We start from the raw sequence: 25,971 nt of genomic DNA, 5'->3' as shown, positions 1-25,971 counted from the left end.
GTCCGTAAGACGGGGAGGGTGAAAAGAGGTGACTGCGAAGCAGCCGATCTCCTTGAGTTTTACAAAATACTGTATAAAATTACAGTATGCTGCTCGTCTATCGTTACCGGGTAAAGTCGCTGACCGGACTGCTGCAACAACAGGCCCGCACGGTGAATTTCGTCTGGAACTATTGCAATGATCGGCAAAAGGACGCCTTGCGTTTTAGCCGTCCATGGTTGACCGGCTTTGACCTGAATAAACTGACGGCGGGCAGCAGTAAAGAACTGAATCTGCATTCGGGCGTCATCAATGCTGTGTGCGAACAGTTCGCCAGGTCCCGCGTGCAGCACCGTCGGCCTTACCTGCGCTACCGAGGCCGCAAGTCGCTCGGTTGGGTTCCGATGAAGGGACGCGACCTCCATCGAAAAGGTAATGCGTTCCGCTTTGCTGGCAACACCTTCCGCGTGTTTTATTCGCGCCCTCTGCCTGATGGGAAGATCAGGGACGGTTCCTGCTTTGCGCAAGACCGGCGTGGAAATTGGTTTCTCAATATTGTGATCGAAGTCGCCGAGCCTCCCGCACGTCCGCTTAGTCACGGTGTCGGCATCGACTTGGGACTGAAAGACCTTGCCGTGCTGTCCAATCAGGAACGTATCCATGCCCCTGGCTTTTACCGCAAGGCGGAAGCGGCGCTGGCGGTAGCGCAGCGGGCGCACAAGTGGCGCAGGATCAAGGCGATTCACATGCGCGTGGCACGGCGGAGGTTGGACTTTCTGAACAAGCACTCTGCGGAGCTCGTGCGTGCGTTTGACCATATCGCCGTGGGCAATATCAATGCTAGTGGTTTGGCCCAAACCAGCCTGGCCAAATCCGTACTTGACGCTGGCTGGTCGACCTTCCGCAAGATGCTGATGTACAAGGCCATTAGGCATGGCGTACGGTATGTGGAAGTGGACGAACGCTTTACCACCCAAACCTGCTCGACTTGTGGCGTGCTGCCCGATTCGCGGCCGAAAGGTATCGCAGGCCTTGGAATAAGAGAATGGACTTGCAGTGATTGTGGCGCGGTACATGATCGTGATGTCAATGCTGCGATGAATATTCTCCGTCGCGGACGTGCGACGCTGGAAGCAGGAATCTCCATCCTTAAGGGCGGAGAGAACGTCAATGGTCCATCCTATTGAGTAGGTCTTCGAGGCGATCGAACTTCTGATCCCAGAAGACGGCGTAGAAATGAAACCAGTCCATCATGGGCGCGAGCCCTTTCGGATTGGCGGCGTAGTAAGTCTCACGGCCCTGGCGGCGGTCGTTCACCAGACCGGCAACTTTCAGCTGGCCAAGGTGCTTGGAAACGGCTGGCTGGGAAACGCCAGACGAATCCGTGAGCGCGTGCACGGTCAATTCCCCGTCCTGACTGAGGCGTTCGAACAGCGCACGCCGCGTAGGGTCGGACAGTGCTTTGAAAACTAAGGTCGGTTCTGCGGACACGTTGGCAACTCACATGAATGAATCGATCGGGGCGACAAGGCCAGTGCGTTAACAATAACCATATGGTTATGAGTTGTCAAGCGGCGCTGATGCGGTAGGCTAGTGGCTTTACAACCTGATGAGCTGCCAAAAATGATCATTGCGCGCTTTCTCCTCGCCGTATGGCTGGCCTTTTTCTCGCTCGCGGCATCGCATGCGGCGGAGCCCGTGCATATCAAGTCGAAGGTCCTCAAGGAAGAAAGGCAGTACCGCGTGCAGCTTCCGGCCAGCTATGGCTGGGACAAGGAGCGGCGCTATCCCGTTCTGTACCTGCTCGACGCCCAATCGCATTTCGCTTACACCGCGCCGATGGTGGCGTATCTGGCGCGCCAGGGAGATATTCCCGAGATGATTGTGGTGGGGCTGGACAGCACGGTGCGCATCCGCGATTTCACGCAGACCGACTGGCGCACGGCCTGGGTGGGCGGTGGCGGTGCAGGAAACTTCCTGCGTTTTCTGTCTTCCGAATTGATCCCCGAGATCGAGCGCAAGTACCGTGCAGACGGCTTCCGCATCCTGTCCGGCCATTCCGCGGGCGGCCAGTTCGCGCTGTACGCCTTGACCGCGGAGCCGTCGCTGTTCCGGGCCTACTTCGCGATCAGCCCAAGCCTGGATTGGGACAACAATCTGCCCCAGCGTTCACTCGACGCCTTCCTCGCTTCTGCCCCGCGTGTGCCCGCCTTCCTCTACGTCGCCCGTTCCGACGATGCCGGAAGAGCGCTGGAGGACTACGACAAACTGGTTGACACGCTCAAGGCGCGGCAGCCCGCAGGCTTCCGCTGGCACAGCCAGCCCTTCCCGCAGGAGACGCATGGCACGATACCCCTGCTGGCCCACATCGATGCCTTGCGCGCCCTGTACAAGGGCTACCGCTTCCACAACGACATGGCGCCGAAGGGAATCGGCTACGCGGAGCAGCACTTCGCTGAGGTGTCGAAGCAGGTGGGCTGGGAGCTCCCGGTTCCGGAGGAAGTGGTGAACACGCTCGCATATGAAGCGATGGCTGCGGGCAAGCTGGTGGAGGCGATTGAGCTGTTCAAGCGAAATGCGAAGGACCATCCGCAGTCCGCCAATGCGTTCGATGGATTGGCCGACGCCTACAAGGAAGTGAAAGACTGGCCTGCAGCCCGGCGCGCCGCCGAACGGGCAGTTGCGCTGGCGACGGAGCAGAGGCACCCGCGACAGAAATACTTCGCCGACCAGCTCAGGAAGCTTAATTGGCTAAGGGCAGAGGAAAGCCGATAGGGTAGTTTAGATCGCCTATAACAAAAAAAAGGCTACTAGCAGCAGGAAAGCTGCAATCTGCGCCACAACGCCCGAAATTGAACTATTGTTGTGCCGCATAAAAAATGCTTTAAGTTTCCGTAGTTCGATTTGCTCGCGCCAGTTGATTTCCAGTTCGGTTAACGCGTAGAGCTCGAGTGCGAGTGCCATTGATAGGCAGAATCCCTGAATCCTGCTGGCCCAGGCTAACGTAAAGGCGGCAATTAGAAGTGTTAAGGCGACAAGTCTGAATTGTGTTTTCATGGGGCCAGCTATGGAAGGGTGCTGCGCGTTCTTGGGGGGGCGTGCTGAAAGGTGCTGATTTGGTCCTATCGAAGGTAATTGTTGTAGGCAGCCTAAGTTTCGGCATTCGTCAATGCCGGTCGTCTTCGTGCGATTATTCCTTTGATGTCAATCGAATTCCCGGTGGAGCGTGAGGCGGTCGTCGTCATAGGGAAGCAGGCCGAGACTGGCGTAGAGCTGGCGTGCGGCGGGATTGCTTGCGCCCACTTCCACATGCACTGATTTGCAGCCGCGTGAGCGGCTGTCCTCCAACAGGGCTTCCAGCAGCCGGCGGGCAATGCCGCGCTGCCGATGCGGTGCGCTGACGAAAAGGTCGTCGATGATGGCGCTGAGCGCACCGAATTCCATCGCGTAGCGCACGGTGAGGACGGCGTGGCCGATCAGGGCTCCATTGTCCGCGACCCACACGGCGCCCAGCGCTGGCTGGGAGATCAGCGTGCGAAAAGCCTGCAGTGCCCAGTCCCGGTCCAGCGGGTAGTGCGACTCCGCATAGAAGGCTTCCATCAGGTCCACCAGCGCGGGAGCGTCTGCTGCGCTGGCCAGGCGGATGCGGATATCGCTCAATGCAGGTGCTCCAGTGGATTGGCGACGGCCAGGTCGCCGCCCATGCGCGTCTGCACGCCAGGAGAGGTGATCGGGAATTCGGCTTTGCCCCCATGGCGCGTGTAGATCATCAGCCACGACATGTTGCCCGGCTTGACAGCTTCCTGCTCGAAGCCGGTGGTCTTGGCGATGCCGCTGCTGTCCCTGGCGCCATTCACGGTAAAGCGCACCAGCTGGTCCAGCTTGGGCGATTGTACGTCCAGGATGGAGGCGAGCAGCACCAGCGGCTGGACGGAGAACACGTGGTAGTGCAGCGCCTTGCTGGCGCGCGCCATCTCGAGAGGGAGCGAGCCGTCGCCGGCGACCTGCGACATGGCGTGGTCGAATACCTTGCGTCCCCACGCGAGCTGGCGTTCGTCGCCAACCACCGCGCCTGCTGCCGCGACAGCGAGGCCCTCCCAGTAGTAGTGGTTATTGCGCACACCCTTCCTGGCATCCGAATGCGCCATCGTTTCGTCGGCAAGGGACTTGAACCAGGCTTCGATGACCTGCTTCTGCTCGGGGGACGCCTCGCTCTTGACGCGGGCGTAGCTGAGCGCCAGGCCGGCCAGCGTCCACTTGCGCTGGTACCAGGACTGTTCGGTGCTCATTTTGCCGAGCATGGCCCGCCGTCCGGCCCATGCCGCCATCCAGTCCAGGGCGCAGCGCCGGTCGTCCGCGCGGGTGCTGCCAGCGTTCTTCGACACGGCGGAGAGATAGTCTTCGATCGGCTTTGTGTTGGCGATATTGCGCGCGCGGAGCACGGGGTCGATCACGGAATGATGCTTGTCCGTGTAGTAGCTGTTGGCGTCGATGTCGATCACGGCCTGCGGCGGCGCCGGGCAGGCTGCGGCGGCATTGACTGCGGCCAGGGCGAGGGCCAGCGCCAGAACTGGACGCATCCTTATGCTTCCTGTTGCGCGAGCGCGCGGCAGAAGGCGGCTGTCGCTTCGTCCATCGGGAAGCACGATTCGATGTGCAGCTCGTCGATGGTGATGTCGCGCGGCGTGCCGAAGGTGGTGATGGTGGAGAAGAAGCTGAAGGTCTGTCCTTCGTGGTTGAAGGTCGTTGTCAGCAGGGGGCCGGGCACTGAGGACAGGTCGCGCAGCCGCCAATGGGCAGGTACGCCAGGGTAGGCCAGCACCTCATCGAGCAGCGCGCGCGCCGTGGCGTCCAATGGCGAACGGGCGACCAGGGCGTGCAGGTGGCTGATCAGGTGCCCAGCCACTTCTTCCCAGTTCGCGAGCGAAGCGCGCAGGTCGTCCGGATCGAAGACGTGGCGCAGCATGTTGCGGTGGGGGCTGGCGCGGCCTCCCAGCATGGCGCCGGTGAAGCGCACGGCGGCTTCGTTGGCTCCCACGATATCCCAGTGCCGGTTCAGCAAAAAGGCGGGATAGGGCTCCTGCTGGTGCAGGATGAAGTCGATGGCCTGCCGCACCTGCGAGAGCTCGGGCGTACCCAGCTCGGATTCGGGGTAGCGCGGCGCATAGCCCGCCGCCACCAGCAGCGCGTTGCGCTCCCGCAGCGACATTTCGAGGGTGTCCGCCAGCCGTGCCAGCACGTCGCGGCTTGGCTGCGCCTTGCCGGTCTCGATGCAGCTCAGGTGGCGGGCGGAGAGGCCCGCGTCCAGCGCCAGATCGAGCTGGCTCAGACGGCGCGCGGCGCGCCATTCGCGCAGCAGCGCGCCGACTTGGGAGGGCGCGATGGCGCCGGATGCATGCATGTTCATGCGTATATCTTAACTCCGGCCGGGATTTTCTTTCCATGACCTCGGAGGTCATGAAGATATGACGTCCCGCTTCATTGATCCGATACGGCCGAAATCGAATAATGGCAGCACGATCAAACGACACAAGGAGCCATCATGCAACGCCGCACTTTCCTCCATCTCGCCGCCGCCACCGCCGCCAGCGCACTGCCGTTCAGCCATGCAGGCGCGCACGCCATGGATGCCCAGGCATTCCACGCCGCCCGCCGCTACATGGCCCTGGATGCGGGCCGCGTCGCCTATATCGACCGTGGCCGCGGCGACGCGGTGCTCATGCTGCACGGTTTCCCGCTTAACAGCTTCCAGTGGCGCGGCGTGATCGAGCGCCTGTCGCCGTACCGCCGCTGCATCGCGCCGGACTTCCTGGGCCTGGGCTACACCGAGGTGGCCGATGGCGCGAGCGTGGCGCCGGACGCGCAGGTGGCCATGCTGGCCGCGCTGCTGGACAAGCTCTCCGTCCGCACCGTCGATATCATCGCCAACGACAGCGGCGGCGCGGTAGCGCAGATGTTCATGGTGCGCTATCCCGAGCGCGTGCGCAGCGTGCTGCTGACGAACTGCGACAGCGAGCACGATTGCCCGCCGCCCGCCCTGAAGCCCGTGATCGACATGGCCAAGGCCGGCGTATTCGCCGACGAATGGTTCGTGCCCTGGCTGAGGGACAAGACGCTCGCGCGTTCGGCCCAGGGCTTGGGAGGCATGTGCTACGCCGATCCGGCGCATCCGAGCGATGAGGCGCTGGAGTGCTATCTGGGTCCGCTGGTGAGCACGCCGCGCCGCAAGGCCGCCATGCACGCCTATGCCATCGCGCTGGAGCGCAACTGGCTGGCGGAGATCGGGCCGGCGTTGAAATCGAGCAAGGTGCCGGTGCGCGTGCTGTGGGGGATGGGCGATACGATCTTCTCGCCTTCCAATGCGGACTATTTCGACCAGGCCTTCGGCAATCCGCGCGGCGTGCTGCGCATTCCGGGCGCCAAGCTGTTCTGGCCGGAGGAGCGCCCGCAGCTGATCGCCGCCGAGGCCCAGGCCCTCTGGAACATCAAGGTGTAAGGGACAGGAGCTTTAGAAATATCAAACCTTGGTCGAGGATGCGTTGTTGCCGAAAGGAAGCCCATGATAGATTTTCTGACCATCAACTGTTACGGAGCTCCGCATGAAATTCTCGGACTGGAAGGTTGGCACCCGCCTGGCAGCAGGCTTTGCAGTGATGGTGGCCCTGCTGATGGGCCTGGGCTCCCTGAGCGTGCTGGCCATGAACGAGACCAGGGACGAAACGGTTGTCGTGCTTGAGCAGGCGCTGCAGACCGAGCGCATGCTCAAGGAATGGCATGGCGTTATCGAAGTCAATCTCGTTCGTTCCGTTGCCGCGGCCAAGGCCAGCGATCCGGCGGTGCAGAAGCAGTTCGAAGAAGCCATTGCGCAGGCTTCGGCCCGGGCGACCGCGCTGCAGAAGACCATCGGCGAGCGGCTGCCCGATGGCGAGGCGAAGAAGCTTTTTGAAGAAGTCCATCAGCGGCGGGCCGCCTACCGCGAGGCGCGGGCGGCGGCCTTCAAACAGAAGCAGGCCGGTAACGTGGAACAGGCCAACCGCTTCTTCGATACGGAGCTGGCCAGCCAGGCGAGCGGCTATATGGCGAGCCTGGACAAACTGGTGCGCTATCAGCAGCAGCTGATCAACCGCAGCGGCGAAGACATCAAGGTCCTGAGCGGGCACACGGCGCAAGCGGTGACTTACGCTTCGCTGCTGGCGATTGTGGTGGCAGCCGGGATGGGCTACGCCATCGCGCGTTCCCTGCTGCGCCAGCTGGGAGGCGAGCCGGCCTACGCGGCGGAAGTGACGGCGCGCATAGCGGCAGGCGACCTGTCGCAGCCTGTGACGCTGCGCGCGGGCGACCGCAGCAGCCTGCTGTTCAGCATCGCCCAGATGCGCGACAGCCTGGCAGGCATTGTGGGCGAGGTGCGCTCCGGCACCGACCGCGTGCTGCACGCGTCGCGGGAAATTGCGGGCGGCGTGTCCGACCTGTCCGGCCGCACGGAGAAATATCCTCGCACTCAATGCCGCGGTGGAAGCGGCAAGGGCGGGCGAGCAGGGACGCGGCTTTGCCGTGGTGGCCAGCGAGGTACGCAATCTGGCCGGCCGTTCCGCCAGCGCGGCCAGGGAGATCAAGTCGCTCATTGAAAGTTCGGTGAGCCAGGTGGCGCAAGGCAGCGCTCTCGCGGTGCGTGCGGGGGAAACCATGGCGCGCGTGGTGACGAGCGTGCAGCAGGTGTCCGACCTCATCTCCGAAGTCACCACCGCGAGCGGCGAACAGGCCGCAGGCGTCGAGCAGATCAACGAGGCGGTGGTGCAGATGGACGTGGCGACGCAGCAGAACGCGGCCCTGGTGGAGCAGGCCGCCGCGGCGACGCATTCGCTGGAGGAGGAGGCGCTGCGGCTGTCGGAATCGGTCAGCAAGTTCCGTCTGGCGGACGAGCGCCGCCCGGCCGCCCAGGTCGCCGTGCTGCACAGGCAGCCGCAGGCCCGCATGCAGCGCGCCGCGCGCACGCTTCAGCGCGCGGCCTGAACGTCAGAAGTACTTGGAGAGATAGAAGGCGCCCGAGTCGGGGAAGATCGTCGCGATGCGCCCGCTCAGGCGGGGCAGCAGCTTGGCGATGCCGGCGGTGACGCAGCCGCTCGAGCCGCCCGCCAGAATGCCCTCCTGGCGTGCGAGGCGGCGGCAGTAGTCCAGCGCCTCCTCGTCCGTCACCTGGATCACATCGTCCACCACGCTGGCATCGAAGCTGGCGGACGGTGAGCGCTTGCCCACGCCCTCCATCACGGTTTCGTACTCGCCTTCGTTCTCGGTGCTCGTCACCATCCTGCGGTAAGCCGAATTCACGGGCTCCACGCCGATCACCTTGATGTTCGGGTTCTGGTCCTTCAGGTAGCGGCCAATGCCCGAGATCGTGCCGCCGGAGCCGATGCCGCATACGAAATAGTCGAGCTGGCAGTTCAGCTGGAACCACAGCTCGGGCGCGGTATCCGAATAGTGGGCCTGGCGGTTCATCTCCGAGCGGTACTGGTCGAGATGGTAGGCGCCCGTGTCGGCGGCAATGCGCTCGGCCACCGAGTGGTAGCTGCGCTCATGCGATTCCGGCACGTCGGCAACGCACACATGCACCTCGGCCCCATAGGCCTGGATGCGTCTCACCTTTTCGATGCTGGTGCGGTCCGGCACCGTGATATCGCACTGCAGCCCGTAGACCGCGCTGGCCATGGCCAGCGCCGCGCCGGTGTTGCCGGACGAGCTTTCCACCACGCGTTCCAGATTGGGCGGGGACTGGCGCAGCATATGGCGCACCATGCGGTCCTTGATGCTGCCGCCCGGATTCATGAATTCCAGTTTGGCCACCACCTCGGCATTACGAAACAGCCGCGAGAGCATCACCACGGGGGTATTGCCGATGGCCTCCATTACGGAACCACGGATTTGAGAAATATGTTCGGACATCATGCCGGCCTCCATGCGTATTGCTTATTATTAACAGAAAGGCTAGCACGGTCGATTTGGGGACAGCGCGCGATTGACATTGGGCTGCGGTAAAATGGCAGGTTTCCGGAATTGCCTAAAAGGGTTTGTCCCCATTTAAGCAAGATTTCTTAAAAGGGGACAGACCCCTTTAAGCAATATTTTTGATTGAGGTAGCGCGATGAAATGGGCGATTGTCGGTTTCTACATCCTGGCCGTTCTGCACATCCACTTCCGTGGCCGCGTGCGGCTGCCGATCGGGCGCCAGCTGTTCGACCACTCGTCCTTCATGGCTCCCATCAATATCTTCATGCACTGGTTCTCGCGCGTGCCGTCCACGCCCTACCTGAACGTGGCCGATTTCCGCGAGCTGGCGCCCCTGCAGCAGAACTGGCAGACCATCCGCGATGAGGCGGAGAACCTGATTCGCCTGCAGAAGATCAAGGCTTCGGAAAAGAACGACGACGCGGGCTTCAATTCCTTCTTCAAGGCAGGCTGGAAGCGCTTCTACCTGAAGTGGTACGACGCCAGCCATCCTTCGGCCGAGCAGCTCTGCCCGCAGACCTATGCGCTGCTGAAGAGCATCCCATCCGTGAAGGCGGCCATGTTCGCCGAGCTGCCGCCCGGCGGCAAGCTCAATCCCCACCGCGATCCCTTCGCCGGTTCCCTGCGCTATCACCTGGGCCTTGCCACGCCCAACGACGACCGCTGCTTCATCGACGTGGACGGGGAGCGCCACAGCTGGCGCGACGGGGAAGGGGTGATGTTCGACGAGACCTATATCCACTGGGCCATCAACGGCAGCGAGAGCAACCGCATCATCCTGTTCTGCGACGTGGAGCGCCCCATGCGCTTCCGCTGGGCCCAGGCCATCAACCGCTTCCTCGGCAAGACCATGATGACGGCCGCCGCCTCGCCGAACGAAACGGGCGACCAGGTGGGCCTGGTGAGCAAACTCTTCCGTATTTCCTTCTATGCGGGCCAGTACCGCCGCCGCTTCAAGGCCTGGAACAAGAACGTGTACAAGGTCACCAAGGTGGCCCTGATCATCGGTCTGGCGGCGCTGATCTATTACATCTGAGGCCGGATGGCGACGCTGTCCTTGCGGCGGCGGCGCGCGGTGAGGCCGATGGCCAGCAGGCCCGTGGCCAGCATGGCCCAGGTCTCGGGTTCCGGGGCGGGGGCGAGAATGGTGCGCTGGTCGCGCCCATACAACACCAGGTTGGAGAAGCCGGGGATGTTGCCGCCGTCGTTCAGCCAGTCGATCTTCCAGCGGCCCGCCAGGGTCTGGCGCGCATCGATCACCTGATTATCGAACAGGAAGGAGCCGCCGCCGTTCGCGGCGTGCATGGCCAGCACGAGGTCGATCTGCACCTTGTTGGCCGTGGCGTTGGTAATCGTCCAGCTGCCGCTCGTGTGCGCGGCGTTGTCGAAGGCGAAGGTGAAGTTGAAGGTGCTGCTCTGGTCCCGGATCGCGCCGCTCTGGCTGATCCGTTCCAGCGAGGTCCAGGAACCGGTGCCGGTGGGGGCGAACTCGCCCGCGAAGCCGGAGGTGCTGCGCATCGGATTGACGCCCGAATACACCGTATCGTCCGACCAGAAGGCGGGACCAGTGCCGCCGAGGCTGGCGTCGTCCACCGTCAGTTGACCTGCCGACCCGGCCTGGGCCTGGGCGGCGGCGAGCGCCAGCGCGGCCAGCAGCTTGTGTTTCATTTTCAACATCAGGTGTTGCGTCGGAGACAATTATTTCAACAATGAGGTATCCTACCGAAAGTCCCGGTAAATTGATACTTTCTTGTTAGCTAATTGGGCTACCTGGGCTTGCGGCGCGCTTCTTCGGGGGTGAGAATCCAGATGCGGTCGATGTCGCCGTTGGCGTCTTCCGTGTAGTTGACCACGTAGCTGCCGCGCAGGGAGGCCATCGGTTCCACCAGGTTTTCCTGGTTGAAGATGCGGCCCGAGGGCGAGAGGCGGCGCACCTTGCCGTCCAGGGTGAGCTCGGGGAAGTAGCCGGGCGCCATGCGGCCGCGCTTGGCGTTGGCGGGAAACTCGCGCTCCTGCTGGGCCCGCGCGGGCAGGGCCAGCACGGCGGCACAGCCGATCAGGGCAAGCATCAGGTGGCGGCGGGACATGGCGGCTCCGGGAAAGGAAAGCCTTAGCTTACCGCATGGTGGCGAACATGGCGATCACTGCCAGCCCCATCACTGCCGTGCAGATCCAGCCCAGGATGCGCAGGCGCCGCGAAATGGGCAGCCCGCCCATCACGTCGGCCTTGCTGGCCAACGCCATCATCACCGCCATGATGGGCACCGCGATCACGCCGTTGATTACCGCCGCCCAGAACAGGGCCTTGATCGGGTCGATGGGCAGGAAGCCGATGCCGACGCCCGCCATGGTCGAGGCGATGATGATGAGATAGAACTTGCGCGCGGCCGAGAACTGCAGCTCCAGGCTGTTCTTCCAGCGGAAAGTGCCCGCCATGGCATAGGCCGCCGATCCCGCCAGCACGGGAATGGCGAGCAGGCCGGTGCCGACTATACCCAGCGTGAAGAGCACGAAGGCGAATTCGCCCGCGATGGGTTTCAGGGCCGAGGCGGCCTGCGCCGAGGAGCCGATGTCCGTGATGCCGTGGGCATGGAGCGTGACCGCCGTGGTCAGCATGATGAAGAAGGCCACCAGGTTGGAGAAGCCCATGCCGACCACGGTATCCAGCTTGATGCGCTGATACTGCTCGGGGGCCTGGGCGGGGTCGCATTTGAGCGGTTCGGCCTGCGGATCGGCGCGCAGTTCTTCCACCTCCTGCGCGGCCTGCCAGAAGAAGAGATAGGGGCTGATGGTGGTGCCGAACACAGCCACCACCGTCGTCAGGTATTCGGGGCGCCAGGACAGGTGCGGCACAAGGGTCGCATGCAGGGCTTCGCGCCAGGGCACGTTCACCACCAGCACGGTTGCCACATAGGCCAGCAGCGCCAGGGTCAGCCATTTCAGGATGTGGACGTAGCGCCGGTAGGGAATGAAAACCTGCAGCAGGAGTGAGAGGATGCCGAAAGCCAGGGCATACCAGTGCGGCCTGCCGCCCGCGATCAGGCGCACCGCGTCGCCCATCGCCGCGATGTCGGCGGCGATGTTGATGGTGTTGGCCACCAGCAGCAGGCTCACGAGGCTGTAGAGCAGCCAGGGCGGCGAATGGTGACGGATATTGGTGGCGAGCCCACGCCCCGTGACGCGGCCGATGCGGGCGCTGATGATCTGGATGGCCGCCATCATGGGGAAGGTCAGCAGCATGGTCCAGAGCAGGCCGAAGCCGAACTGGGCGCCCGCCTGGGAATAGGTGGCGATGCCGGAGGGGTCGTCGTCCGCTGCGCCCGTAATCAGGCCGGGGCCCAGCTTGCTCAGCCAGGATTGCCCCGAGGGCGGCACGGTGGCCGATTCGGCCGCCGTGTCATGAAGGGATTCGGATGGGTCCATGCCCCATGGTAAGCGCCGCGCTCGGCTGTTTCAGTGCGGTGACGAACTCACGGTGAACGCTGTTGACCGTGCCGCGCTTCCCAGGCCGCCAGCGCTTCGCGGTAGCGCTCCATCGCCTCTTCGTAGAGGTCGTAAACGCAGTGCACGCAGCCGCTGCCGCAGCAGTCGCCCGGCTTGGGCGCCGCAGGCGGCTCGGGGCGCGGGTCCTCCGGATCAGGCATCGCCCTGGGCCAGCAGCGCCTGGTTGCGGCCGCGGATCTTGGCCCGGTACAGGGCCTGGTCGGCCTGGGACACCAGCATGTCCGGCGTGCTGCCTTCGGACGGCACCATGGACACGACGCCGATGCTGATGGTCACCTTGCCGAAAGGCGATTCGTCGTGCGGCAGGGCGAGGCGGGCCAGTTCGGCCACGATGGCCTGGGCCGTCGTGAGCGCGTCGGCCGCATCCGTGGAGGCCGAGAGCAGGGCGAACTCCTCGCCGCCGTAGCGCGCCACGAGGTCCGTGGTGCGGCGGCCGTACTTGGTGATGAGGCCCGCCACCGTGCGCAGGCAGGCGTCGCCCGCCACATGGCCGTAGCGGTCGTTGTACTTCTTGAAGTAGTCCACGTCCAGCATGGACAGTGCGAGGGGCTGGCCCGTGCGCGCGGCGCGCCGCCATTCCAGCTCCAGCTGGGCGTCGAAGCCGCGCCGGTTGGTCACGCCCGTCAGGCCGTCGGTGGTGCTGAGCGCGGCCAGCTTGCGGTTCGATTCCTCCAGCTCGGCGGTGCGGGCGGCCACCACCTGCTCCAGGGCGCGCTTGAGGCGGGTGAGCCGGCGCACGCGCCAGCGGTAGGTGCCCCACAGCAGGAGGAAGGTCAGGCCGCCCGCGAGGATGCCGAACCACCAGGTGCGCCAGAAGGGCGGGGTGATGGTGATGTTGAGCGAGGCGGGCACCTCGTTCCACTGGCCGCGGTGGTTGGAGGCCTTGACCCGGAACACATACTTGCCGGGATTGAGGTTGGTGTAGGTGGCGGCGCGGTGGGCGGCGTCCGTTTCCACCCAGTCCTCGTCGAAGCCTTCCAGCTTGTAGGCGTAGCGGTTGAGCGCGGGCTCCGTGTAGTGCAGGGCGGCGAACTCGAGCGAAAAGGCGGAGGCTTCGGAAGAGAGCGTCAGGGACACGGGCGCCGTGACCGAGCCTTCCAGGGTCACGCCCCGGTGCGGCACGCCGTCGCTCAGGGAGTGGTTGTAGACTTTCACGTCCGTAATGGCCACCTGGGGCGGGGCGGACTGGCTGCGCACCTCGCGCGGCATCACGGCTGTCATGCCGTGCACGCCGCCGAAGTAGAGCATGCCGTTCGGGCCGGGCGTGGAGGAGTTGACGGTGAAGCCTTCCGTCATGCCGTCCGAGGCGGTGTAGAGCACGGCCTTGCCCGTGGCCGGGTCCAGGCGGTAGAGGCCGACGATGGTGCTGGCCCAGACCTGGTCGTCCAGGTCGCTGCGGATGGCCAGGATCTTGGCGCCGTTCACGGCCTCGAAGGAGCGGAAGGTGATGGTGTCGTTCGGCCCCTGCACCACCTGCTGCAGGCCCTTGCCGGTGCCGATCCAGATGCGGCCCAGGGAGTCTTCGTGCAGGCTGGAGACGTTGTCGTCGGCCAGGCCGTCCTTGTCGCTCATGCTGTAGCGGAAGTGGCGGAACTTGCCGGTTTTCGGGTCGAGCAGGTCGAGGCCGCCGCCGTTCCACTCCGAGCCCATCCACACACGGCCGTTGCGGTCCTCCAGCACGGAGGAGGTGCCGTTCACGCTGCGGCTGTCCGGATTGGCCGAGTCGCTGCTGTAGATGCGGAAGCTGTCGCTCTCGATGTGGTAGCGGATCAGGCTGTTGCCCGTGGCCAGCCACAGCACCCCGCCCCGGCCGGGTGCGATGGCGTTGATGTAGTCGCTGGCCGTGTTGCCGAAATGGATGGTGCGGAAGCTGCCGTCCGGATCGTCCAGCCGGTTCAGGCCGTTCGAGGTGCCCGCCCACAGCGGCCCCTCCGGCCCCTGGTAGAGCGAGTAGACGATGTTCTGGCTCAGGCTGCCCGGCTTCTGCGGGTCGGACACATAGCGCTTGAGCACCGTGTTCGAGGCCGGGTCGAAGAGGCTGATGCCCACATTGCCGCCCAGCCAGAGCTTGCCGCCCGGCGCCGTCGCAATGGCGAGCACGGCGTTGGACATGGGCAGGCTGTTGTTGTCGAAGTAGTGGGGCACGTAGCGGGTGAAGCCCGTGCTGTTCAGGTTCACGAGGCTGATGCCGTCCGTGAAGGAGGCGATCCACAGCATGCCGCTGCGGTCCTGCACCATGGCGCGCAGGTTGTCGCCGGGCAGGGAGTAGGGGTCGTTGGCGTTGTGCACGAACTGCTGGAAGCGGCCGTCCTTCGCGTTCCAGCGCAGCAGGCCGGCCGAGAGGGTGGTGGCCCACAGTGTGCCGCTGCGGTCGATATAGAAGTTGGTGACGCGGCTGTTGGGTGTGCTCTCCCACTTGCGCTCGGACCAGGGACGGCGGCTGTTCCAGCTCACCGCGCCCGTTTCCGTGCCCACCCACAGGGTGCCGCGGCTGTCGAACTGCAGGGCGCGCACGATATTGCGGCGCGGGTCGGGGCGCTCGGCCGTATCCACCTGGTGGTGGACGAAGGTGGAGGCGCCGGGCGCCAGGTAGTCCAGGCCGCCCGGCCAGGTGGCGATCCACAGCCCGCCCCTGGGATCGAGGGCCAGCGCGTTCAGGTCGTTGTTGCCCAGGCTCCTGGGATTGGCCGGGTCGTGCACGTAGAGCACGAACTTGCCCGTGTCCGGGTCGAAGTGCTGCAGGCCGCCCCAGGTGGCGATCCACATGCCGTTCTTGCCGTCGGAAATGATGCTTTTGATAATGCGGCGGTTGTTCGGGCCCTCGTTGGGCACGAAAACGGTGAAGTCGTTGCTGACGGGGTTGAAGCGGGCCAGGCCGTTCTGGGTGCCGGCCCAGATGCGGCCCTGCTTGTCCTCGTAGAGGGCGGAGACGCGGTCGTGCGGCAGGCTCTTCGGGTCGGTGGGCTTGTTCACGTACTTGACGGCCTGGTAGCCGTTGTAGCGGTACAGGCCGTTCACATGGGTGCCGATCCAGATGAAGCCCTGGCGGTCCTGCATGAGCGAGAGCATGGAGGGCTCGTCGATGCCCAGCGGCCCCAGCTTCTTGAAGCGCAGGGTGGGCGGCGCGGCGGACTGGGCCAGGGCGGCATCGGCCAGGCTCAGCAGCAAAACCACGGGCAGCAGGGCGCGCAGCAGGCGGCGCAGCAGGGAGAGGGTCGTCGGCATGGGCCGATTATACCTTCCGCTTAGGCAATAAAATCACCCGGAAACGGTGCTTTCTGTGCGGTTTGGCGCCGAAACGGGTATCATCCGGGGTTGGCCGCTCTGGCCGCTGTCCGCGCACCCTGTTGTATTAACGAAGAAATTTATGTCCGAGATTGAAACCACCGCCGCCACTGGCGAAGCGCCCGCCGCACCCGCCCAGGTGCGTTTTGCCGACTTCGGCCTGTCGCCGGCCATCCAGCGCGCACTGGACGACCAGGGCTACGAATACCCCACGCCCATCCAGGCCAAGGCCATTCCCGTGGTGTTGCAGGGACGCGACGTCATGGGCGCGGCCCAGACCGGCACGGGCAAGACCGCCAGCTTCTCCCTGCCCATCATCCAGATGCTGCTGCCGCACGCCAGCGCGAGCATGAGCCCGGCGCGCCACCCCGTGCGCGCCCTGGTGCTGGTGCCCACCCGCGAACTGGCCGTGCAGGTGGCCGAGAACGTGGCCGCCTACTGCAAGCACACCCCGCTGCGTTCGACCGTGGTCTTCGGCGGCATGGACATGAAGCCGCAGACGGCCATCCTGCGCAACGGCGTCGAGATCGTGATCGCCACGCCGGGCCGCCTGCTGGACCACGTGGAGCAGAAGAGCGTGTCCCTGGGCCAGGTGCAGATGCTGGTGATGGACGAGGCGGACCGCATGCTGGACATGGGCTTCCTGCCCGACCTGCAGCGCATCATCAACCTGCTGCCCAAGCAGCGCCAGAACCTCATGTTCTCGGCCACCTTCTCGCCCGAGATCAAGAGGCTGGCGAACAGCTTCCTGAAGGACCCGGTGCTGATCGAGGTGGCGCGCAGCAACGCCACCGCCGACAAGGTGACCCAGGTGGTGTACAAGGTGGGCGAAGAACACAAGCGCGACGCCGTGGCCCATATCCTGCGCCAGCGCGACGCCAAGCAGGTGATCGTGTTCTCGAACACCAAGATCGGCGCCTCGCGCCTGGCGCGCAGCCTGGAGCAGGAGGGCATGAAGGCCGCCGCCATCCACGGCGACAAGACGCAGCAGGAGCGCATGGCCGCGCTGGAAGCGTTCAAGAAATACGAGATCGACGTGCTGGTAGCCACCGACGTGGCGGCGCGCGGCCTGGATATTTCCGACCTGCCCTGCGTCATCAACTACGACCTGCCGTATAACGCGGAAGACTATGTGCACCGCATCGGCCGCACCGGCCGCGCGGGCGCCTCGGGCGACGCCATCTCCATCTATTCGGACAAGGACGAGCGCCTGCTGGCCGATATCGAGAAGCTGATCAAGCAGACCATCAAGCGCGGCGAACTGGAAGGCTTCGTGCCTTCCGGCCGCAGCGAAGAGCGCCATGGCGACCGCCGGGCGGCCCGCCGCGGCGCCGACACCGACCGGGGCGCCGAGCGTGGCCGTCCCGCCGAGCGGAGCGCCCGCCCCGCCGGTCCCTCCCCCCGCCGCGAGAAGGTCGACCCCTGGTTCCTCAAGCCCTATGAGCCGAGCCGCAGCGGCAGCGCCGCGCCGGCTCCCGCTCCGGCGTCGGGCAGCATCACCAAGGCCAAGCCGCGCGTGGCCGCGCTGCTGGGCGGCCTGCCCAAGCCCTGAAGGCCGCTGCGCCCCGGATGCGCCTGGCCCTCACCTACCTCCTGCTGGCCCTGATCGCGACACTCGTCAACATCGGGCTGCAGGACATCACCCTCCAGCTTTACGCGGGCGCCTTCCAGGTGGCCGCCTCGGTGCTGGTTGGCACGGCGGGCGGCCTGCTCGTCAAGTACGCGCTGGACAAGCGCTACATCTTCCGCTTCCGTGCCGATAACCTCGGCCACGACAGCCGCGTCTTCGCCCTCTATACGGCAGCGGGCCTCGTAACCACTGCCATCTTCTGGGGCTTCGAATTCGGTTTCGACCACCTCTTCGGCAGCAAGCAGGCGCGCTACGCAGGCGCCATCCTGGGCCTGGGCATCGGCTACCTCTGCAAGTACCAGCTGGACAAGCGCTTCGTGTTCGCACGGAGCGCCTCATGACGCGCATCAGCGGCTGGGGGCGTTATCCCTGGGCCGAAGCCCGCATCCAGCATCCCGCCACGAATGGCGATGCCGCGCGCCTGCTGGCGCAGTCGGCCCAGCCCCTGATCGCACGCGGCATGGGCCGCAGCTACGGCGACAGCGCCCTGGCCGATGAAGTGCTGGGCAGCGAACGGCGCCAGCTCCTGCTGGACTTCGACCGCGGCGCGGGCATCCTGCGCTGCCAGGGCGGTGTGACGCTGGCGGACCTGCTCGGCTTCCTGGTGCCGCAGGGCTGGTTCCTGCCTGTCACGCCGGGCACCAAGTTCGTGACTGTCGCAGGCGCCATCGCCAGCGACGTGCACGGCAAGAACCACCATGGAGAAGGCTGCTTCAGCGCCTTCGTCGATGAAATTGAACTGCTGCTGGGCGACGGCCGCGTGCTGCGCTGCTCGCCGCAGGAGCACGCGCCCCTGTTCCACGCCACCTGCGGCGGCATGGGGCTGACCGGCATCATCCTCAGCGCGCAATTGCGCCTGAAGCGCATCGCCAGCGCCTGGATCGAGCAGACCACGCTGAAGGCGGGATCGCTTGCGGAAGTGGCGGCGCTGATGGAGGAGCACCGCGGCGCGCCGTATTCCGTGGCCTGGATCGACTGCCTGAGCACGGGCCGCGCCATGGGCCGCTCGCTGCTCATGCTGGGGCGCCACGCGGAAGAAGGGAGCCTGGAAGCGGGCCGCCCCGCGCGCCTCGCCGTGCCGGTGGACGCGCCGCAGCTGCTCCTGAACCGGCACGCCATCCGCGCCTTCAATGCCCTCTACTACCATCGCGTGCGGCGCGTGTGGCAGGTGGAGCGCGTGCATTACGAACCTTACTTCTATCCGCTGGACGGCATACGCGGCTGGAACCGCCTGTACGGCAAGCCGGGCTTCGTGCAGTACCAGATGGTGGTGCCGCGTGCGGCGGGTGTACAGGGGCTGGGCGCGATCCTGGAGCGCATCGGCGCCTCGCAGCGCGGCTCCTTCCTCGCTGTGCTCAAGCTGCTCGGACCCGAGAACGGCAATCACCTTTCCTTTCCGCTCGAAGGCTACACGCTGGCGCTGGACTTCAAGGTTTCGCCCGGCCTCTTCGAACTGCTGGAAGAGCTGGACGCCATGGTGCTCGCGCTGGGCGGGCGGCTCTATCTGGCCAAGGACAGCCGCATGAGCGCCGCCACCTTCCGCGCCGGCTATCCGCGCCTTGACGCCTTCCGCGGCGTACTGCGCGAGTACGGCGCAGCGGGGCGATTCGCCTCGCATCAATCCCGAAGACTGGACATCTGACAATGAAAAAAATACTGATCGTTGGCGCTACCTCCGCCATCGCGGAAGCCGTTGCGCGCCGCTACGCCGGCCAGGGGGCGGCACTCTTTCTGCTGGCCCGCAATGCCGAACGCCTGGAGGCCCTGCAGCAGGACCTGCGCATCCGCGGCGCCGCGCACGTGGCCCATGCCATCTTCGATGCGAACGATTTCGAAGGCCACGGTGCCGCCATCGAACAGGCTTCCGCAGCCATGGACGGTATCGACACGGTGCTGATCGCGCACGGCACGCTGAGCGACCAGCAGGCCTGCCAGCGCGACGTGGGATTGACGCTGAATGAGCTGAAGACCAACGCACTGAGCGTGATCTCGCTGCTGACGATTCTCGCCAACCGCTTCGAGGCCCAGCGCCACGGCACGCTGGCGGTGATTGGCTCCGTGGCTGGCGACCGGGGACGCCAGTCCAACTACGTCTACGGTGCGGCGAAGGGCATGCTGGCCATTTTCCTCCAGGGCCTGCGCAACCGCCTGCAGAAGGCAGGCGTGCAGGTTCTCACCATCAAGCCGGGCTTCGTGGACACGCCCATGACCGCTTCTTTCACGAAGGGCGCCCTGTGGGCCGCGCCGGATGCCGTGGCGGCGGATATCGTGAAAGCCATCGCGCGGGGCAGCGACGTGCTGTATACCCCCTTCTTCTGGCGCGGCATCATGGCCATCATCAAGGCAGTGCCCGAGAGCGTGTTCAAGAAGCTCAGCCTCTGATCATGAAAGTCCTGAAATATCTGCCATTCGGCGCGCTGGCCGCAGGCCTGGCTGCGCTGGTGCTGGCCTACCTGCAGCACAAGATCAATCTTCTGCTCTTCTTCAATTCCGACGCGCTCTACCTGCCGTCGCTGTACCAGGATATCGTGCAGCGCGGCGGACGCCTGTCGCAATGGTTCCTGACGCCAGCGCCGTACTTCTTCCCCGACTGGCCGCTGTACTTTGCCGCGAACGGCCTGTTCGCCCAGGCCTGGCACGCAGTGGCGGCCTATTTCGTCTTCCAGGCGGTTCTGCTGTGCGGCGCGCTGTACCTGCTTGGCCGCCTGCTCGCACCCGGCGCCGTGGCCTCCACCAGCGCCGCCGCGGTAACGCTGTTCATCGCTCTGCTGGGTGCGCAGGGCGCGTATCCCTACGTCTACCTGCTGCTGAGCGCATACCACGTGGGCGAGTTCCTTCTTTCGCTGCTCTCGCTGGCGCTGCTGGTGCAGGCCCTGCGCAAGGACGGCCCTCTGCCGCCAACGCTGCCCGCCGGCCTGTTCGCGGCGGCCACGCTGGCCGTGATGTCGGACAAGCTCTATGTGCTGCACCATGTGCTGGCGGTATTGGCGGCCTTTGTGCTGATGCGCCGCCGCTGGCAGCCGGTCCGGCGCAATCTGCTGGTGTTGGCGGGCGCCCTGCTGGCAGGCTGCGTCGCAGGCGCGCTGCTGCACAAGCTTCTTGTGGCAAATCCAGTGGGGCTGCCGTGGAAGTTCACGGTGAAGGAACTGGCGCGCAATGCGCGCGATATCGCCGCCCTGTGGGGCGGGTTGTGGCAATTCAGCCCGCTCGCGGCGACCGTGACGCTGGGCTGGTACGCCGCTTTGCTGGCGCTCCTGCCCGGCACCCTGCGCGGGCGCGGCTGGCGCATCGAGGAGCGCGGCACTGCGCTGCTGGCGGTGAGCAGCCTGGCCAGCTTTGGCGGCCTGCTGCTCGTGATGCTGCTCTCGCGCGCGCCAGTCACCATCCGCTACTTTATTCCCGTCTTCTGGCTGCCGCTCGCGCTGGCGATGCCCATGCTGCATGCCGCCCTGCCGGAACGCGCGCGGCGTGCGCTGCTCCCGCTGGCCTGGCTGGCGCTGCTGGCGGCCCTGTGGCAGCTGGTATCGCTCGCCCGCGGCGAGCCGCGCGCCGTGCAGGGCGCGCCTTATCCGGAGGAGGTGGCCTGCATCGACCGCGCCCTGCGTCCCTACGGCGCTGTGCATGGCATCGCGGGCTACTGGGAAGCCTCGCGCATTACGATGCTGAGCCAGTCCGGCATCCGTGTCGCTCCCGTGACCGCCACGCTGGAACCGAACCGCTGGATCACCACGGGGCGCAATTTCCAGTCCGCCTACGACTTCGCGCTGGTGCCGCGCGATGCTGCGGCGGCAGACCAGCCGGAGGAAGCGGCGCTGCGCAGGCTGAACGGCGAACCGGCGGCGCAGGCCGAATGCGGCATGCTGCGGGTGCTGGTGTACCCGCGCGCGGCGCTGAAGCTGCCCTGATTCAGGCGGCCAGCCAGAAGATGGCGGCGAACAGGCCGCCCACCATCAGGCTGGTGCGGTCCTTCATGGCGAATACCACGGGATCGTCGTGCATATTGCCGCGGTGCGTGATCAGCCAGGTGCGCGTGATCCAGTGGAGAAGCAGGGGGCAGGCCAGCCAGATCAGCTGGGGCCTGCGGTACATGGCGGCGGTGGCGCTGTCGTTGATGTACAGGGCCAGCACCATCACGGACAGGTAGCCCGACGCCGCGCCCAGCGATGACAGCATGTCGAGGTCTCCGGTGGTGTACCCGCGCCCGCGCGCTCTCTCGTGGCGCGTGCCGCGCCCGAGCTGGCGCTTCAGCTCCGCGAAGCGCTTGACCAGGGCAAGGCTGAGGAAGATGAACATCGAGAACGCCAGCAGCCATGAGGTCAGCGGCACGGCGAAAGCGAAGGCGCCGGCGATCAGGCGCAGCGTGTAGAGCAGGGCGAGGGTGATGGTATCCAGCGCCATCACGCGCTTGAAGCGCAGGGAATAGGCGAGCGTCAGCACGTAGTAGGCGCCGAGCGCGGCGCCGAATTGCCAGGGCAGGAGCGTCGCCGCCAGCCCGAAGGCCGCCGCCAGCAGCAGGGGAGCACCAAGCAAGCCGTAATGCAGCGGCAGCGCGCCCGACGCAAAGGGGCGGCGGCGCTTGCTGTGGTGATGGCGGTCGTCCGCCACGTCCAGCAGGTCGTTCAGCAGGTAGACGCTGGAGGCGCACAGGCCGAAGCAGAGGAAGGCAAGCAGGCCCGCAAGCAGGCTTTCGGGCTGCAGCGCGAGATGCGCCGCCATCAGCGGCACAAAGAGCAGCAGGTTCTTCACCCACTGGTGCGGCCGCATTGCGCGCAGCAGGTTGGGCAGGAGGCTGTCCTGCTGGCGCAGTTCCTGCACCACGTTGCCCAGGCCCGCGGCCCGGGCCCGCACCAGCGGGCTGGCATTGACGACATAGGCCTGGCGCGCGGCGCCCCATACGGCGATGTCGTCCAGCGAGTTCCCAGCGTAATCGAAACCCTGGTGGCCGAAGAGCTGCACCAGGCGTTCGCGCTTGCGGTGGGCCGAGAGGTTGACGCCGTCGCCGGTGGCGAGAACAAGATCGAAGAGCTTGAGATGCTGGGCGACCTGCTCCGCATAAAGCTGGTGGCTGGCCGTGGCCAGAACGATCCGGCGGCCCGTGGCCCGTTCGCGCTCGATCAGGGCCAGTACCTGCGGGTCGTAAGGGAGGGCGGCGGCGTCCAGCGGAACGCTTTGCGCGAGCCGCGCCTTCAGCACCGCCTTGCCGCTGGCCAGCCAGCCCAAGGGAGCCAGCGAGAAGGGGCGGCTGCGCGCGAAGCCCAGCGCCGACTCGAGAAGCAGGTCGGAGCGCAGCAGCGTTCCATCCAGGTCGATGACCAGGGGAGGCTGTACCGCGGGGCCGGCGCCGTCCGCGGCGCTCATACCGCTTCGTTCAGGCCTGCCACCACCTTCGGCAGGTGCTCGTCCAGCCCCACCCACAGGGGCAGGCGCAGCAGGCGCTCGGACAGCTTGTCCGTATTCTCCATGCTGCCGTGCGTGCGGCTGAAGCGCACGCCCGCCGGTGCGCTGTGCAGCGGCACATAGTGGAACACGCTTTGAATCTGCTGGCGTTTCAGGTTGGCGATGGTCTGGGTGCGGTGTTCCAGCGAATCGAGCAGGATGTAGTACATGTGGGCGTTATGCACGCAGCCTTCCGGCACGACCGGGCGGCGCAGCTTTCCCGCTGCCTCCAGCGGGGCGAGCGCCTCGTGGTACTGGTCCCAGATGGCGATGCGGCGGTCGATGATGCCGCGGCCTTCTTCCAGCTGCGCCCAGAGGAAAGCGGCGATCACCTCGCCCGGCAGGTAGGAGGAGCCGATATCGACCCAGGTGTACTTGTCCACCTGGCCGCGGAAGAACTGGCTGCGGTTGGTGCCCTTCTCGCGGATGATTTCGGCCCGCTCGGCGAACACCGGATCGTTCACCAGCAGCGCACCGCCTTCGCCCGCGATGATGTTCTTGGTCTCGTGGAAGGAGTAGGCGCCCATGTGGCCGATGCTGCCCAGCGGACGGCCCTTGTAGGTGCCGAAGATGCCCTGCGCCGCGTCTTCCACCACGATCAGATTGTGGCGGCGCGCGATGTCCATGATGGTGTCCATCTCGCAGGCCACGCCCGCGTAGTGCACGGGCAGAATGACCTTGGTGCGCGGGGTGATGGCCGCCTCGATTTTCGTTTCGTCGATGTTCAGCGTGTCGGGGCGGATATCCACGAACACCGGCACCGCGCCGCGCATCACGAAGGCGTTGGCGGTGGAAACGAAGGTGAAGGAGGGCATGATGACCTCGTCGCCTTCCTTCACCTCGGCCAGCAGCGCCGCCATCTCCAGCGCCGCCGTGCAGGAATGCGTCAGCAGGGCGCGCTTCGAACCCGTGCTCTGCTCCAGCCAGGTGTGGCATTTCTTCGTGAAGCTGCCGTCGCCGGACAGGTGGCCGTTCTGGTGCGCCTGGGCGATGTGCCACAGTTCGCGGCCGGTCATATAGGGCTTGTTGAAGGGGATGTTTTGCATGGTGTTTATCCTTGTGAGGCGATGACGGTGCCGAGGCAGATCAGCGCGACGCCCACGACTCGGGCGGTCGAGAGGGGTTCGTGAAACAGCCATGCGCTCAGGAGCAGCACGATCACGAAGTTGAGGCTCATGAACGGGTAGGCATGGCTCAGCTGGAACTTGGTCATGGCGCCCATCCAGGACACGGAAGCGAGGAAGGCGGCGGCGAAGGCGGCAATGATCCAGGGGTTGAGCAGCAGGCGCATGAGGAAGGCCAGCTTGTCGGCCGGATCGGCAGGCAGCGCGCCCGCCTGGGCCACCTGCATCTTGATGGCGATCTGGCCGAAGACGGTCAGGAAAATGGTCAGTGCGATATAGAGATAGTTCATGGCTCAAAACCACTGGTGGAAGGTGTAGTAGCTGGACGAAGGCTCGAAGCCCTGGCGGCACCAGACCTTCTGCACCGACAGGTTGTTGATCTGGGTGGACACCACCATGCTGCGGAAATCGCGTTCGGCGGCCCAGTTCTGCGCCAGCTGCATCAGCGCGTGGTACAGGCGCTGGCCCTGGTGCTCGGGATGCACGCCGAACAGCACGCCCTCGAACTCCTGCTGGCCCAGGTCCTTCAGGGTGGCGAAGGCCACGATGCCGCTGTCATGCTCGATCAGCAGCACGGCGCTGGCCACCGCCGTGCTGCGGCAGGAATTGCCCGCCCACTGGGCGTAGACGGCGTCGGCGTCTGCACGGTTCAGCTTCGGATCGCTGTGGTAGTGGCCGAAGTAGCCCTCGAAAGTGCGGCCCGCAAGAATTTCCACGGCCTCCGCATCGCCCGGCTGCGCAAGGCGCCAGCGGTAGCCCGGCGGCAGCGCAACTTGCTGGGCCGCGATCTCGCGGCGGCGGTAGTACACCAGCGTGTCCGTCAGGAAGGCGCCTGCCTGCTCCAGCTGCTGCACGAGCGCGAGGTGGCTGGTGGAGCAGCGGGCGATGAGCATGCGCACACCATTCTGGGCGCACCATGCCTTCACGGCCGCCGCGCTGTCCTCCGCTTCGAGATTGGCCTTGGCGGTGACGATGCCGAAGCGTTGCTGGTCCAGTGCCGATAAGTCGATCTTCATCTGCAGCCTTTCAATGGAGATGTTCGTTGCGGGCGGCGCGGGCGTCGTAGCGGGCGCTGTCCGTGGCGCGGCGCACGATGTACAGCGGCCGCTTCTTCGCCTCGTCGAAGGTCTTGCTGAGGTAGATGCCGATGATACCCAGGATGCCGATGATCAGGCCGCCGATGAAGTAGAGCGAGACGATCAGGCTGCTCCAGCCGGGAACGGGCGATCCCTGGAGCAGGGCGCGGCCCAGGATGAAGCTGCCGAACAGGAAGGACACGGCCGCCATGGTGAGTCCCAGCTGGGCGGCCAAACGCAGCGGCTTGTCCGAGTAGGCGATGATGGTATCGGTGGCCAGCTTCCACAGCTTGGCGAAGGTGTAGCTCGATGTGCCTTCCAGGCGCTCGGCGTGCTGCACCTGCAGGCCGGTGGTGGGGAAGCCCATCCACTGGACATGGCCGCCGAAGAAGCGCAGCTGCTCGCGCATGCGCGTGAAGTTCACCACCACCTTGCGCGACATGATGCGGAAGTTGCCGCTGTCGCCGTCGATGTCGATATCGGCCAGGTAGCTGAAGAGGCGGTAGTAGAGCCACGAGGTGGCGCGCTTGAGCAGCGGGTCCTGGCGCTTGCCGCGCAGGGCCAGCACCACGTCGTAGCCTTCCTGGGCCTTGTGGTAGAGGCGGGGAATCTCTTCCGGCGCGTCCTGCAGGTCGCAGTCCATCACCACCACCCAGTCGCCCTTGCAGATGTCCAGGCCCGCCGTGATGCCGTAATGCTGGCCGAAGTTGCGGCTGAACTGCAGGCCCACCACGCGCGGATCGGCGGCCGACAGGCGCTCGATCACCTGCCATGAGCGGTCCGGCCCGCAGTCTTCGACCAGCACGATTTCAAAGCGCGGCGAGACCGTTTCGAGCGCGGCCTTCAGGCGCGCATACAGCTCGTCGAGCATTTTTTCGGCGCGATAGACAGGGATCACGACCGAGATGAGGGGATTGGCTTGTTCCATTCTTTCTCC

27 protein-coding genes are annotated in these 25,971 nt (G+C 65.4%); 11 read left to right on the top strand and 16 right to left on the bottom strand.

Annotated features, from left to right (window positions below; all coding sequences use genetic code 11):
• Window positions 1-86: 86 nt before the first annotated feature.
• Window positions 87-1,166 (top strand): RNA-guided endonuclease InsQ/TnpB family protein, encoded by a 1,080-nt coding sequence (locus tag LSQ66_RS17205; protein WP_231766412.1) that lies wholly within the window; start codon window positions 87-89, stop codon window positions 1,164-1,166.
• On the opposite strand, the gene LSQ66_RS17200 is transcribed toward LSQ66_RS17205, so the two are convergent.
• Window positions 1,147-1,470 (bottom strand): ArsR/SmtB family transcription factor, encoded by a 324-nt coding sequence (locus tag LSQ66_RS17200; protein WP_231766411.1) that lies wholly within the window; start codon window positions 1,468-1,470, stop codon window positions 1,147-1,149. The genes LSQ66_RS17205 and LSQ66_RS17200 overlap by 20 nt on opposite strands.
• A 132-nt stretch (window positions 1,471-1,602) precedes the next feature.
• Between LSQ66_RS17200 and LSQ66_RS17195 the strand changes: the two genes are divergently transcribed.
• Window positions 1,603-2,754, top strand: coding sequence for an alpha/beta hydrolase (locus LSQ66_RS17195; RefSeq protein ID WP_231766410.1), 1,152 nt, complete (start codon window positions 1,603-1,605; stop codon window positions 2,752-2,754).
• Between the two features lie 15 nt (window positions 2,755-2,769).
• Here LSQ66_RS17195 and LSQ66_RS17190 read toward each other — a convergent pair whose 3' ends face one another.
• From LSQ66_RS17190 to LSQ66_RS17175, 4 genes are all read right to left on the bottom strand, one after another.
• Window positions 2,770-3,036 (bottom strand): hypothetical protein, encoded by a 267-nt coding sequence (locus tag LSQ66_RS17190; RefSeq protein ID WP_231766409.1) that lies wholly within the window; start codon window positions 3,034-3,036, stop codon window positions 2,770-2,772.
• A gap of 147 nt (window positions 3,037-3,183) precedes the next feature.
• The gene (locus LSQ66_RS17185) at window positions 3,184-3,639 is read right to left on the bottom strand and encodes a GNAT family N-acetyltransferase (RefSeq protein WP_231766408.1); all 456 of its coding nucleotides are present in this window, start codon (window positions 3,637-3,639) and stop codon (window positions 3,184-3,186) included.
• Window positions 3,636-4,559 (bottom strand): alginate lyase family protein, encoded by a 924-nt coding sequence (locus LSQ66_RS17180; protein WP_231766407.1) that lies wholly within the window; start codon window positions 4,557-4,559, stop codon window positions 3,636-3,638. The genes LSQ66_RS17185 and LSQ66_RS17180 overlap by 4 nt, the downstream gene beginning before the upstream one ends.
• Before the next feature lie 2 nt (window positions 4,560-4,561).
• Entirely contained in the window at window positions 4,562-5,386 is an 825-nt protein-coding gene (locus LSQ66_RS17175; RefSeq protein ID WP_231766406.1) for a helix-turn-helix domain-containing protein, read from the bottom strand.
• A gap of 135 nt (window positions 5,387-5,521) precedes the next feature.
• Between LSQ66_RS17175 and LSQ66_RS17170 the strand changes: the two genes are divergently transcribed.
• From LSQ66_RS17170 to LSQ66_RS17160, 3 genes are all read left to right on the top strand, one after another.
• A complete protein-coding gene (locus LSQ66_RS17170; protein ID WP_231766405.1) occupies window positions 5,522-6,475 on the top strand; it encodes an alpha/beta fold hydrolase in 954 nt (317 codons plus the stop codon).
• Between the two features lie 103 nt (window positions 6,476-6,578).
• Entirely contained in the window at window positions 6,579-7,604 is a 1,026-nt protein-coding gene (locus LSQ66_RS17165; protein ID WP_231766404.1) for an MCP four helix bundle domain-containing protein, read from the top strand.
• Complete coding sequence (locus LSQ66_RS17160; RefSeq protein WP_231766403.1) at window positions 7,489-7,989, top strand: methyl-accepting chemotaxis protein; 501 nt, start codon at window positions 7,489-7,491, stop codon at window positions 7,987-7,989. Before LSQ66_RS17165 ends, LSQ66_RS17160 begins: the two co-directional genes overlap by 116 nt.
• A 3-nt stretch (window positions 7,990-7,992) precedes the next feature.
• On the opposite strand, the gene LSQ66_RS17155 is transcribed toward LSQ66_RS17160, so the two are convergent.
• Window positions 7,993-8,919, bottom strand: a complete 927-nt coding sequence (locus LSQ66_RS17155; protein WP_231766402.1) for a PLP-dependent cysteine synthase family protein — start codon at window positions 8,917-8,919, stop codon at window positions 7,993-7,995.
• A gap of 196 nt (window positions 8,920-9,115) precedes the next feature.
• Between LSQ66_RS17155 and lpxO the strand changes: the two genes are divergently transcribed.
• Window positions 9,116-10,015: a lipid A hydroxylase LpxO gene (gene lpxO / locus LSQ66_RS17150; RefSeq protein WP_231766401.1), complete on the top strand. Its 900-nt coding sequence runs from the start codon at window positions 9,116-9,118 to the stop codon at window positions 10,013-10,015.
• Here lpxO and LSQ66_RS17145 read toward each other — a convergent pair.
• The 5 genes from LSQ66_RS17145 to LSQ66_RS17125 all read right to left on the bottom strand — a co-directional run bounded on the left by LSQ66_RS17145 (window position 10,006) and on the right by LSQ66_RS17125 (window position 15,708).
• Window positions 10,006-10,656: a PEP-CTERM sorting domain-containing protein gene (locus LSQ66_RS17145; RefSeq protein ID WP_231766400.1), complete on the bottom strand. Its 651-nt coding sequence runs from the start codon at window positions 10,654-10,656 to the stop codon at window positions 10,006-10,008. The genes lpxO and LSQ66_RS17145 overlap by 10 nt on opposite strands.
• A gap of 89 nt (window positions 10,657-10,745) precedes the next feature.
• Entirely contained in the window at window positions 10,746-11,066 is a 321-nt protein-coding gene (locus LSQ66_RS17140; RefSeq protein WP_231766399.1) for a hypothetical protein, read from the bottom strand.
• A 28-nt stretch (window positions 11,067-11,094) separates the two neighbouring features.
• Window positions 11,095-12,402, bottom strand: coding sequence for an NRAMP family divalent metal transporter (locus LSQ66_RS17135; protein ID WP_231766398.1), 1,308 nt, complete (start codon window positions 12,400-12,402; stop codon window positions 11,095-11,097).
• A gap of 47 nt (window positions 12,403-12,449) precedes the next feature.
• Complete coding sequence (locus LSQ66_RS17130; RefSeq protein WP_231766397.1) at window positions 12,450-12,623, bottom strand: oxidoreductase-like domain-containing protein; 174 nt, start codon at window positions 12,621-12,623, stop codon at window positions 12,450-12,452.
• A complete protein-coding gene (locus LSQ66_RS17125; protein WP_231766396.1) occupies window positions 12,616-15,708 on the bottom strand; it encodes a ligand-binding sensor domain-containing diguanylate cyclase in 3,093 nt (1,030 codons plus the stop codon). The genes LSQ66_RS17130 and LSQ66_RS17125 overlap by 8 nt, the downstream gene beginning before the upstream one ends.
• A gap of 142 nt (window positions 15,709-15,850) precedes the next feature.
• Here LSQ66_RS17125 and LSQ66_RS17120 point away from each other — a divergent pair, with 142 nt between their 5' ends.
• From LSQ66_RS17120 to LSQ66_RS17100, 5 genes are read left to right on the top strand one after another with little or no spacing between them, the layout of a single operon-like run.
• Window positions 15,851-17,320, top strand: coding sequence for a DEAD/DEAH box helicase (locus LSQ66_RS17120; RefSeq protein ID WP_231766395.1), 1,470 nt, complete (start codon window positions 15,851-15,853; stop codon window positions 17,318-17,320).
• A 17-nt stretch (window positions 17,321-17,337) separates the two neighbouring features.
• Window positions 17,338-17,739, top strand: a complete 402-nt coding sequence (locus LSQ66_RS17115; protein WP_231766394.1) for a GtrA family protein — start codon at window positions 17,338-17,340, stop codon at window positions 17,737-17,739.
• The gene (locus LSQ66_RS17110; protein WP_231766393.1) at window positions 17,736-19,040 is read left to right on the top strand and encodes an FAD-binding oxidoreductase; all 1,305 of its coding nucleotides are present in this window, start codon (window positions 17,736-17,738) and stop codon (window positions 19,038-19,040) included. Before LSQ66_RS17115 ends, LSQ66_RS17110 begins: the two co-directional genes overlap by 4 nt.
• Window positions 19,041-19,042: 2 nt before the next feature.
• A complete protein-coding gene (locus LSQ66_RS17105) occupies window positions 19,043-19,780 on the top strand; it encodes an SDR family oxidoreductase (protein ID WP_231766392.1) in 738 nt (245 codons plus the stop codon).
• A gap of 2 nt (window positions 19,781-19,782) precedes the next feature.
• Window positions 19,783-21,303, top strand: a complete 1,521-nt coding sequence (locus tag LSQ66_RS17100) for a hypothetical protein (RefSeq protein WP_231766391.1) — start codon at window positions 19,783-19,785, stop codon at window positions 21,301-21,303.
• A 1-nt stretch (window position 21,304) separates the two neighbouring features.
• Here the strand turns inward: LSQ66_RS17100 and LSQ66_RS17095 are convergent, their stop codons facing one another.
• The 5 genes from LSQ66_RS17095 to LSQ66_RS17075 are packed head-to-tail and all read right to left on the bottom strand — an operon-like array spanning window position 21,305 to window position 25,962.
• Window positions 21,305-22,756, bottom strand: coding sequence for a UbiA family prenyltransferase (locus LSQ66_RS17095; protein WP_231766390.1), 1,452 nt, complete (start codon window positions 22,754-22,756; stop codon window positions 21,305-21,307).
• A complete protein-coding gene (gene rffA, locus LSQ66_RS17090) occupies window positions 22,753-23,880 on the bottom strand; it encodes a dTDP-4-amino-4,6-dideoxygalactose transaminase (RefSeq protein ID WP_231766389.1) in 1,128 nt (375 codons plus the stop codon). Before rffA ends, LSQ66_RS17095 begins: the two co-directional genes overlap by 4 nt.
• Window positions 23,881-23,885: 5 nt before the next feature.
• A complete protein-coding gene (locus LSQ66_RS17085) occupies window positions 23,886-24,248 on the bottom strand; it encodes an EamA family transporter (protein ID WP_231766388.1) in 363 nt (120 codons plus the stop codon).
• A gap of 3 nt (window positions 24,249-24,251) precedes the next feature.
• Window positions 24,252-24,974 carry a GNAT family N-acetyltransferase gene (locus LSQ66_RS17080; protein ID WP_231766387.1) on the bottom strand — a complete coding sequence of 241 codons (723 nt, stop codon included), beginning with the start codon at window positions 24,972-24,974 and terminating at the stop codon, window positions 24,252-24,254.
• Between the two features lie 10 nt (window positions 24,975-24,984).
• Window positions 24,985-25,962, bottom strand: a complete 978-nt coding sequence (locus LSQ66_RS17075) for a glycosyltransferase family 2 protein (protein ID WP_231766386.1) — start codon at window positions 25,960-25,962, stop codon at window positions 24,985-24,987.
• Window positions 25,963-25,971 lie beyond the last annotated feature (9 nt).

Source organism: Massilia endophytica (assembly GCF_021165955.1).
Lineage (GTDB): Bacteria > Pseudomonadota > Gammaproteobacteria > Burkholderiales > Burkholderiaceae_D > Rugamonas > Rugamonas endophytica.
The sequence above is the reverse complement of the archived record's forward strand: the minus strand, read 5'-3'. Positions and strand labels throughout refer to the sequence as shown.